At 61.6% G+C, this 9,305-nt stretch carries 6 protein-coding genes and 4 pseudogenes; 4 read left to right on the top strand and 6 right to left on the bottom strand.

Annotated elements, in window-relative coordinates; genetic code table 11:
* Positions 1-87 precede the first annotated feature (87 nt).
* The 4 pseudogenes from ACFWI9_RS30775 to ACFWI9_RS30760 all read left to right on the top strand — a co-directional run.
* Positions 88-996, top strand: a pseudogene (locus tag ACFWI9_RS30775) (IS256 family transposase); the annotation flags it as partial.
* An 84-nt stretch (positions 997-1,080) separates the two neighbouring features.
* Positions 1,081-1,598 (top strand): annotated as a pseudogene (locus ACFWI9_RS30770) (winged helix-turn-helix domain-containing protein).
* Positions 1,595-2,116: pseudogene (locus ACFWI9_RS30765) on the top strand (transposase); the annotation flags it as partial. The pseudogenes ACFWI9_RS30770 and ACFWI9_RS30765, both read left to right, overlap by 4 nt.
* Positions 2,117-2,141: 25 nt before the next feature.
* Positions 2,142-2,342 (top strand): annotated as a pseudogene (locus ACFWI9_RS30760) (IS256 family transposase); the annotation flags it as partial.
* Between the two features lie 457 nt (positions 2,343-2,799).
* On the opposite strand, the gene ACFWI9_RS30755 reads toward ACFWI9_RS30760, so the two are convergent.
* The 6 genes from ACFWI9_RS30755 to ACFWI9_RS30730 form a co-directional block, all read right to left on the bottom strand.
* On the bottom strand, positions 2,800-3,360 hold the full coding sequence (locus ACFWI9_RS30755) for a GAF domain-containing protein (RefSeq protein ID WP_387167495.1): 561 nt from the start codon (positions 3,358-3,360) through the stop codon (positions 2,800-2,802).
* Between the two features lie 29 nt (positions 3,361-3,389).
* Positions 3,390-3,992 carry an ATP/GTP-binding protein gene (locus ACFWI9_RS30750; RefSeq protein ID WP_387167492.1) on the bottom strand — a complete coding sequence of 201 codons (603 nt, stop codon included), beginning with the start codon at positions 3,990-3,992 and terminating at the stop codon, positions 3,390-3,392.
* Entirely contained in the window at positions 3,970-4,344 is a 375-nt protein-coding gene (locus ACFWI9_RS30745) for a DUF742 domain-containing protein (protein WP_387167489.1), read from the bottom strand. The genes ACFWI9_RS30750 and ACFWI9_RS30745 overlap by 23 nt, the downstream gene beginning before the upstream one ends.
* Before the next feature lie 16 nt (positions 4,345-4,360).
* Positions 4,361-4,765, bottom strand: a complete 405-nt coding sequence (locus ACFWI9_RS30740; protein ID WP_387167498.1) for a roadblock/LC7 domain-containing protein — start codon at positions 4,763-4,765, stop codon at positions 4,361-4,363.
* A 56-nt stretch (positions 4,766-4,821) separates the two neighbouring features.
* Positions 4,822-6,081, bottom strand: coding sequence for a sensor histidine kinase (locus ACFWI9_RS30735; protein WP_387167486.1), 1,260 nt, complete (start codon positions 6,079-6,081; stop codon positions 4,822-4,824).
* Between the two features lie 844 nt (positions 6,082-6,925).
* The gene (locus ACFWI9_RS30730) at positions 6,926-8,143 is read right to left on the bottom strand and encodes an acyl-CoA dehydrogenase family protein (RefSeq protein ID WP_387167484.1); all 1,218 of its coding nucleotides are present in this window, start codon (positions 8,141-8,143) and stop codon (positions 6,926-6,928) included.
* Positions 8,144-9,305: the final 1,162 nt, after the last annotated feature.

Raw genomic sequence — 9,305 nt, 5'->3', positions numbered from 1 at the left:
CTCGTCCCGGAACAGGGCCAGGCCTGCATCACACGGAGTCGATAGAGCCTTGCGTTCTAACGCTCGGGCCCACCGGTGAGCTATTAGATGGTGCTGTCGCTGTCGGCGAAGGGCCTCACCCACGGCGAGATCTCCTCGCACCTGGCCGAGGTCTATGGCGCCGAAGTATCGAAGCAGCTCATCTCTACCATCACCGACTCGGTCATGGAGGGCGTGGCCGAATGGCAGGCTCGTCCTCTCGACCGTGTCTACCCGGTCGTCTTCGTCGACTGCATCAACGTGAAGATCCGCGAAGGCCAGGTCGCCAACCGGCCCATCTACATGGCCCTCGCGGTCACCGGCGAGGGGCACCGCGACATCCTCGGACTCTGGGCCGGCGGGGAAGGAGGCGAGGGGGCCAAACACTGGCTGCGGGTCCTGACCGAACTGAAGAACCGGGGCGTCGAGGACGTCCTCATGCTCGTCTGCGACGGATTGAAGGGCCTGCCCGACGCGGTCGGCGAGGTCTGGCCGAAGACCATGGTGCAGACCTGCGTCGTCCATCTCCTGCGGGCCTCGTTCCGTTATGCCGGCCGACAGGACTGGGACAAGATCGCGAAAGCACTGAGACCGGTCTATACGGCGCCGACCGAGGACGCCGCGATGAGCCGGTTCCTGGAGTTCAGCGAGGAATGGGGCAGCAAGTATCCGGCGATCGTCCGGCTCTGGGAGAACGCGTGGGCCGAGTTCGTGCCGTTCCTCCAGTTCGACGCGGAGATCCGGCGCATCGTCTGCACCACCAACGCGATCGAGTCGGTCAACGCACGCATCCGCCGGGCTGCGAGGGCCCGTGGCCACTTCCCCTCCGAGAACGCGGCCCTGAAGTGCGTCTACCTCGCGGTGATGTCCCTGGATCCGACCGGGACGGGACGCAAACGCTGGACGACCCGCTGGAAGCGGGCCCTCCAGGCATTCGACATCGCCTTCGACGGACGCCTCACCCACAACCGAATCTGACCCACTACACCAACCCAGTTACACCGTTCACTGGACAGACCGTTGGGGGCTGACAGGGTGTGATCGTCGCGGTATGCCGGTTGTATGAGGTATCCGCAGGGTGGTGGGCTGACGCCTGAACGGCAGGCGATTCGTGAACGGATCCGGATGCAGGTGCCTCCAACGGAGAAGTCGCGAAGGATTTACGGGTGAGCGTGCGCTCGGTGCAGCGGTGGCGGCGGGCCTGGGTGGGGGCCGGTAGCGAGGGGCTGCGGTCGGCTGGACCGGTCTCCGTGCCGAAGCTGAGTGACACGTTGTTCGCCGTGCTGGAGATGGAGCTGGCCAAGGGGGCGGTGGCGCACGGCTGGCCGGACCAGACCTGGACGCTGGCCCGGATCAAAACGCTGATCGGCCGGCGGTTCCACAAGTCGTTCACGCTCTCGGGGGTCTCGCTGATGCTGCGACGCCACGGCTGGAGTCACCAGATGCCCGTGAAGCGTGCGGTCGAGCGGGACGAGGCGGCGGTAGCCGGGTGGGTGAAGGAGACCTGGCCGTCCGCGGAAGCGCTGCGGCGGCGCTCGGTGCCTACCTCGTCTTCGAGGACGAGGCCGGCTTCTCGATGACGCCGCCCACTGCACGTACCTGGTCCCGCCGCGGCCACACCCCGATCGTCCGCGTCCGGGGACGCTCCCAGCGCCGGATCTCCATCGCCGCCCTGGCCTGCTACAAGGCAGGCGAACGCTCGCGGCTAATCTACCGGCCGATCGTCCACGCTGACCACAAGACCGGCGGACGCCGTAGCTTCGCCTGGACGGACTACCGCGACCTTCTGGTCGCAGCTCACCAGCAACTTGGCAGGCCGATCGTCCTGGTCTGGGACAATCTCAATGTCCACCGGGACCGCCGATTACGCGAGTTCATCGACGCCCACGACTGGATCGCCGTCCACTACCTGCCGCCCTATGCACCACAGCTCAACCCGGTCGAAGGCATCTGGTCCCTCCTGCGAAGGCGTTGCCAGGCCAACACCGCCTTCACCGACCCGACCCATTTGATGCGCGCCCTGCGACAAGGACTTCGTCAGGTCCAATACCGGCCCGATCTCATTGACGGATGCCTCGCTGGCACCGGACTCACACTGACGACATCACGCCTCGAAGGTCAGTCACGCTCGGATCCGCAAGGCCGTCCGGGCGCGCGGCCACTTCCCGTCAGAGAACGCAGCGTTGAAGTGCGTTTACATGGCGCTGATGAGTCTGGGCCCGACCGGCAAGGGCCGGCGCCGCTGGACGATGCGCTGGAAGGCGCCACTGAACGCCTTCCAGATCGCCTTCGAAGGACGCCTCACCCCCACCACCAGCCACTGACCTCAACAACCAAGATCAGCCGTTGATTGGACAGACCCCCCTCAAGCAATGGAAGATCTTCCACAAGGCTCCCTGCAGCCCCAACCGGATCAGCAGAACCGTCGCCGCCCTTCACGCAATCACGATCGCCTGGCACAGGATGACAAGCGTTCAGTGGCCAACTCGAAAAGCTCAATGTGCCGATCACCAGCGGCACCTATCTCGCAACCATTCTGGATTCCAGGCGCCACCAGCCAGTCGAGCCGATGAAATCACCGTCGTAGGCACATGGAACGCCAATTGCCCACTTGTTTAAACCTTCGGTTCAGTCCGGGCTACGTCCGCGGCTTTCATGTGGTGGTCTTCTTTAAGAGGACCTGAACCATTCCGAGTTCGATACATACGTCGGACGACGGCTCGTGGCTGGGCCAGTCGGCGATCCCGTTCGTGTGATCATCGAGAACAGGATCATCGAATCTCAATGCTGCAGCCCCGACTCGATATGGTGAACACGGTCAGCCATCTGCTGCGCCATCGCCTTGATGGTTTGGAGACCCTGCCGACCCCAGGGTTGAACGTCGGTGTCAACCACACAGATCGTCCCCAGGGCCATGCCCGTCTTGCGGTCGAGCAGCGGGGCACCTGCGTAGGAGCGTATTCCCAGTTCGTCCACGACGGGGTTGCCAGCGAACCTGGGGTAGTCGCACACGTCCTCCAAAATCAACGCCTTGCGTCTCACGACGACATGCGGACAGTAGCCGTGGTCCCGGGCCATCACGCGGTCCATTTGGTCCTGCTGAGGAGCCAATTGCACCATCTGACCAGCCGTCGGGCTGTAGAGTCCGGCGAAATACTGACGATTGTCGTCGATGAAGTTCACCATCGCATAGCGCGCGCCCAAGGTCAGCGCGAGCCTGTGAGCAAAGTCGTCGAATTCCTGGACGGGCGCCTCGCCGATCCCGATCTCGCGCAGCCTAGCGGCTCGGGCGAATGCGTAGCGGTCGTCAGGGGTAAGAAGCGTCGACGGGGCTGGGTGCATGAGGGTTCCCTTCAATGCGGTGGGGTGAATCAGAGCATCGCGGTGGGCTGCGCCGCCGCTGTTCCTGGAGCCGTGCTGAGGAGATAGTGTATGAGTTCGATCAGGACACTGGTGGCGGAACTGCACTGGCGAGCGTCGCAGATCTTGACCGGCACCGTGGGCTTGATATCGATGGCTTCCCGCACCTCGTCGGGGGTGTAGCGATGGGCGCCGTCAAACTCGTTGACTGCGACGACGAAGCGGATTCCGCGCCGCTCGAAGAAGTCGACGGCGGCGAAACAGTGGTCGAGCCTGCGTGTGTCGGCCAGGATGACGGCCCCGAGAGCGCCGCTGGAGAGTTCATCCCACATGAACCAGAAGCGCTCCTGCCCAGGAGTACCGAAAAGGTATAGGATGTGGCGTTGATCGAGGGTGATGCGGCCGAAGTCCATCGCCACTGTAGTGGTGGATTTCCCTTGGATCCCGGTCAGGTTGTCCGTATGGACGCTGAGCGAGGTCAGCATTTCCTCTGTGTTGAGTGGTTCGATCTCGCTTGCCGCGCCGACAAACGTGGTTTTCCCCACGCCAAAGCCGCCAGCTATCAGGACCTTTAGGGCTGCGGGGAAGGGATCAGAGCCGTGCGCGAAGACCATGCAGCATCGCCTCCAGGGTTTGTCGGTCGATTGGAGTTGCTGCCTTGATTGGACGCGGCGCGCGTCTGGTGAGGGCCTTGTATTCCACCAGGTCGGAGAGCAGGATTTTAGTGATCACAGCGGGTAGGCTCATATGGGCGGCGACTTCGGCTACGGACACGGGGCTGCCACAGAGTGCGAGAATTTGCTCGTGGTCGGGCCCGAGATATGTCTGTGGCCGTTTGCCGGTGGCCATCACCAGGGTGAGGAGGTCAAACGAGGCTGAAGGTAGGGTTCGGCCATCGCTGATGGTGTAGGGCCGGACTAGACAGCCCGCCTCTTCGTCCCAAAGCTTGTCCTCGGTATCTGACATGATCAGAAATCGCCCTCTACTCGAGTGTCTGTGGCTGGCGCGCCGGGGTCATGAGGAAAGGTTGTACCTTTTTGACGAGGATGGTCATCTCGTAGCCGAGCAATCCTGCGTCAGTTCCCGGATCGGCAAGGACCGCGAGGGCTGCGCCTGAGCCAGCCGAAGTGACGAAGAGGCAGGTCGTGGAGAGCTCCACCACGACCTGCCGGACTTCGCCTCCGATTCCGAAAGCCTGGCCGACGCCGCGCCCCAACGCGTGGAGCCCAGATGCCATGGCGGCCAGCTTGTCCGCTTCGTGATCGCTAAGGTTGACAGCTGACTTCTTCAAACCGTCAGAGGACAGCAGCAAGGCATTTCGGCTACCCTGCACCGCCTTCAGGAGGTTATCCAGGAGCCAATCTAGGTTTTCATTACCGTTGCACATGTTGCTCACAGTGACATTTCCCCTCGGGGGCTAGTTGCAAGAACTTTGGGTGAGCTTTATCCGGAAGCCTCATCGGCGAGAGTTGCGCCGTTCTTGAACTGGGTGAATATTTGGCTCGAATTCACTTCGTAGTTCCCGGTCACGTGGGAGTCTGGTATGTCCAGCAATTCCGGCGCCAGATGCTCCTGTGCTCGCCGCTTTGGAAGTTTCGGCCGGTCGTCCTGGGTATCGGCGCCGGGCATGGTGCTAGCCCATCGGTTGATCTCTGGTTCGGCGCCCACGGAGTGTTGCGGCAGTAGGGAAGCTTCCGCGCTGGCTGGCCAAGCAGCCTGCTGGGACGATGTGGCTGCGTGGGGTGCAGCCGAAAGCCGGACTGGACGGCCGGTCCGAGGTGTCGGAGGCAGAGTAGTTATCGTGGTTTGAGGGCCAAGATGGTGGTTTTCGTCAGGTTCTCTCTCCGACGCTTGGGGCGCCTCTTCGCCGAGCAGCACGTGCGGGATGATCACCACGGCCTGCACGCCGCCGTAGATGTTGCTCTGCAGCTGTACGGGAATGTCGTGTCGGCGCGCCAGCTCTGAGACGACATACAGGCCAATGCGGCCGTCGGCAAGCAGTCTCCTGACATTGATGTGGTCCCGGTAGGCGAAGAGGGCGTTAAATCGCGCCTGGTCTTCTATTGGCATGCCAAGACCGCGGTCCTCCACCTCTAGGGACAGGCCGGACTGCACCATGTACGAGCGCAGCAGCACTTGGGTCCCGGGGCTGGAGAATACGGTCGCGTTCTCGACGAGTTCAGCAAGTAGATGGATGACGTCTGCGACAGCGTGGCCACGTAGCATTCCCTCAATTGGCGGCACAAGTTTGACTCGGGTGTACTGTTCGACCTCGGCAACGGCGGAGCGCAGTACCTCAGTCAGGTTTACGGGTCGACTCCATTGGCGGCGCGAGACAGTGCCTCCGAGCACCGCAACGTTTTCCGCATACCGGCGGATCCGGGTCGCCAAGTGGTCGATGATGAAGATGCGCTTGAGGAGGTCGGGGTCCTCGATCTCGTTCTCTAGGGCATCGAGCGTGTTGATCGCGCGGTGCACGAGAGACTGCAACCGGCGGGAGAGGCTGACGAACACTTCGAACGTCTCCTCACGGCCATCCGATGTGGTCTGAGCGAGTTGAGCTATGTGGGTCAGTGCCGAGGCGGCCTGGGCATGCCCGCGCCGTATCTCATGTTCCAGAAGGCCGAACGCATCTTTTTCAGTCGGGGGGAGAGCAATGTGCGGCGGAGGCTGAGGTTGCTCGCCATGTTCGATCCGGCTCACCAAAGCCGCCAGATTCCGTTGCCAACCGGTGGCGATCTCGTGCAGCGACGCATATTGTCGCGCTGCTCTTTGAGCATCAGCCCTGCAGGCGTGTACGGCGACTACCAGAACAGCGCCCCCTAGTACGGCAGCACCAGCCAGAACACCCCAATTGTTCGTAGCAATCGCATCGTCCTCACATCCCAGGCTGAGAGCGATAGCGCCAGTCGAGATTCCTGTCAGGAGAACCGCAGGGATGAGTGCAAGGCGCATGAGACGGGCTCGATTAGCCATTTCCATCCGACAGGTCATATCGGGCGATCCACCGTGCTTCGGTTTCCGCGCCGTGGCTCTGTCTAGCCGCCGATCAGGTTCCGGACGCGCTGCGTGAGTCGCAGTTTTAGGCATGGAGTCCTCTCATCATTATTCGTCCAGGCTCTGGGCGTTAATCGTTACCGCATGGCGAAGCCTCATTAGTGCACCGGGCTTTATCGCGGTCAGCTCCAACGTTCAAGAGTTTGATCGCCCCGTAGAACGTCGAAAACCACGCTGCCATCAAGAATTTTAAGGCGATCCGCTAAGCTTTTGCCTAAATATTTCAAGGCAGGGCATGAGTCCTGCGATTAAGTACGCTCTATCTAGCCTCCATTGGCGACCCCACCTCTCTGTTACAAGTTCGCTGTCAACCGGCAGCCGATCGGTCAGGATCCGTTGACCAGACCTCCGAGCTGACCGTCCAGGGCTGTCAAGGAATAAGCGACATTGGCGCCTATTCCTTGAGGGCGATAGGGTTCTCGGGGCCAACTACGAAGCGGAAGACAGAGAATCTCGTCATCGCTGTCAGAGCGTGGGCTTGGGCACAAGGTCACAATTCTCCTCCATCTCGCTGTTCCGTCTTTACTGTGCGCAGCAAGTGGGACAGGCGCTGGGACCATTGACCTTTGGAGATTCCGAGCGCGTCGTCAGCCAGCCGCAGCAGCTGAATGTCGCTGGTGCCAGCTGGTGCATAGAGATGGTGAGCATCACGCAGATAGCGTTCCACGGGGCGATCAGTGAACAGCCCGCAAGCAGCATGGATCTCCATGGCATCGCGAGCGGAGTCGATGGCTGACTCGACATTGACAAGCTTGGCATTCATGAGCTCGCTGTCACATGGAAATCCTTGATCGAGCTGTTGCACAGCGTGATAGGCGGTCAGCCGGGCCGTCATGAGCCGGGACTGCATTCGTCCCAGCTTCAGTTTCATGCCGCCGACCATGTGAAGAGGTTGGCCGAAACGCTCGCGCTCAGTGCAGAACCTGGTCGTCTCATCGAGAATCGCTTGATGGATCCCGAGGGACACCGCAGTAAGGTTCGGCCTTCCGTAGAGCACGCTCGAGGAGTAGGCAACTTCGAGCCCTTGCCCTTCGTTTCCCAGCAGGTTGGCTGCTGGCACTCGGCAGTCTTCGAATATCAACTCGCCGAAACTGAAGCCGTGCAGGCCCATAGTCTCATGTTGATCGCCCAGTGTGAGGCCGGGACGGTCAGCCTCGACGAGGAACGCCGACAACCCCTGTGAGCCTGAACCAGTGCGGACGACGACACCGTGTAGGTCACCGATGTGGCTATTACCCACGTAGACTTTGCGGCCATTGAGGATGTAGTTGTCGCCCTCGCGGACAGCTGTGGAGCCCAAGCCCAAGACGTGTCCCCCTGACTCCGGCTCTGTGACGGCGATGGTGGGCAAGCAGGCACCGGAGGCAACTCGGGGCAACCAAATCTTTTTCTGGGTATCGCTACCGAAGTGAATTATTTTTGCGACGCCGAGTTGGCTCGCTTGGACCATGGCACCCATGGCGCCGCTGACGCGGGCGAGTTCCTCGATGATGATGGTTTTGGCCAAGTGGCCTGCGCCCATGCCCCCGTAGGCCGGGTCTACAGTAACTCCGATCCACCCCCGATGGGCGATCAGTTGGGACACGTCGTCCGATACCGTGCGCGCCGCTTCCATCTCCGCCACGCGGGACCGCACCTCCCGCTCAGCGAACTGCCGCACGCTCTGGCGCAGATCCTCGTGAAAACGGTCCGCGAAATACTGCCTCACTCTAAGCCCTTCCCCGTCCTCTGCGCTCGGAGGAGCCCAGGGTTTGTTTGTCGGCCATAGTCTTCGTCTCCACAGACTGAGATCGGGCGTAATGGCCGTCGCTGACATTGAGGGTCGGTTGGCGCATACGACCGGAGCGACCTGAGCTTGTGGTGAGAGTAGGGCCGCTTGCTACGCTAGTGTCTCGCCGATGCGGCGTCGTGCTGAGGTCCTTCCTAGCCGGGCAGGCGCCAAAGCAGCGCGCTCCGCAGGAATACTGGCAGGATTCTGCTCATCACGAGGGTATTGCCGAGCACTGCCGATGGTCATAACGGTCTGCTTGAGCTCGCCAGCGCTGCACAACCGTTGGTCCCCGGGGGAACGGTGGCTGCCCCGCAATCTTTAGGGGCTGACCTGTATTCCTCAGCGAATGTCGGCGCGGCTGTGATGCGGCAACGCGGCGAGATGCCGTAACTGGCATCATGCGCCTGCCGGGGATTGAGAGATAGCGCTTCGCAGGCGGCAAGAACCGCCGATCGGCTCGTTACAAGGATCGACTTGCTTAGTATGAGCTGCGCATTGCGGTTGATAGTCGGGCAGCGTGCACGAGATCCGGTCCGATCTTCCCTCTTCCATGACAGCGGATATATCGAGCCGGAGAGCGGCCGTCTCGTTCTCGTCCCAGCACCCCTCGGACGTGTTGCTTCTCAGCCTCACACCGAACTGGTGCACAAGGTCTCCTTGATTCTAGATCCACGGCATGGACATAACCAGGTAAGTCTGATCCTCAGATCCCCTCCGCAGCGACGTGAAGAATACCTATTGCGATACGGATAACGTGCACTACCTATTAGGTGGCGCCCGTCTCGTGAAACGGCGGTCTTCGACTCAGGCTGCTCTACCTTTTTCGACCGGGCTGGTCCTCCCGTTTGTAGGGTGGGGACGCCCAGGGGAGGCGGGGTGTGGCTTTCAGGCTGCTGCCGTTCGTGGCTTCCGAGGCTTGGCCGCCCGTCTTCCCGCGACGACTCGGTCGCCGATTGGGAAGTGCGAATGTGTCGCTGCGTAGAGCAATGCTGGCGAGGTCGTCTGTGAGCCTCTTTCATCCTGTGCTGGAGGGTGAAATGGGCTGGTCAGCGGGTGTGGTGACGAGGCAGGGCCCCTCGTCGTTGGCGTGGTGATTCCA

Source organism: Streptomyces sp. NPDC127084, assembly GCF_042724175.1.
Taxonomy (GTDB): domain Bacteria; phylum Actinomycetota; class Actinomycetes; order Streptomycetales; family Streptomycetaceae; genus Streptomyces.
The sequence above is the reverse complement of the archived record's forward strand: the minus strand, read 5'-3'. Positions and strand labels throughout refer to the sequence as shown.

Bases quoted from the DNA above. Each gene is read 5' to 3' on its own strand.
- ACFWI9_RS30745 (WP_387167489.1), bottom strand. From the start codon at position 4,344: ATGTCAGATACCGAGGACAAGCTTTGGGACGAAGAGGCGGGCTGTCTA.
- ACFWI9_RS30750 (WP_387167492.1), bottom strand. From the start codon at position 3,992: ATGGTCTTCGCGCACGGCTCTGATCCCTTCCCCGCAGCCCTAAAGGTC.
- ACFWI9_RS30755 (WP_387167495.1), bottom strand. From the start codon at position 3,360: ATGCACCCAGCCCCGTCGACGCTTCTTACCCCTGACGACCGCTACGCA.
- ACFWI9_RS30740 (WP_387167498.1), bottom strand. From the start codon at position 4,765: ATGTGCAACGGTAATGAAAACCTAGATTGGCTCCTGGATAACCTCCTG.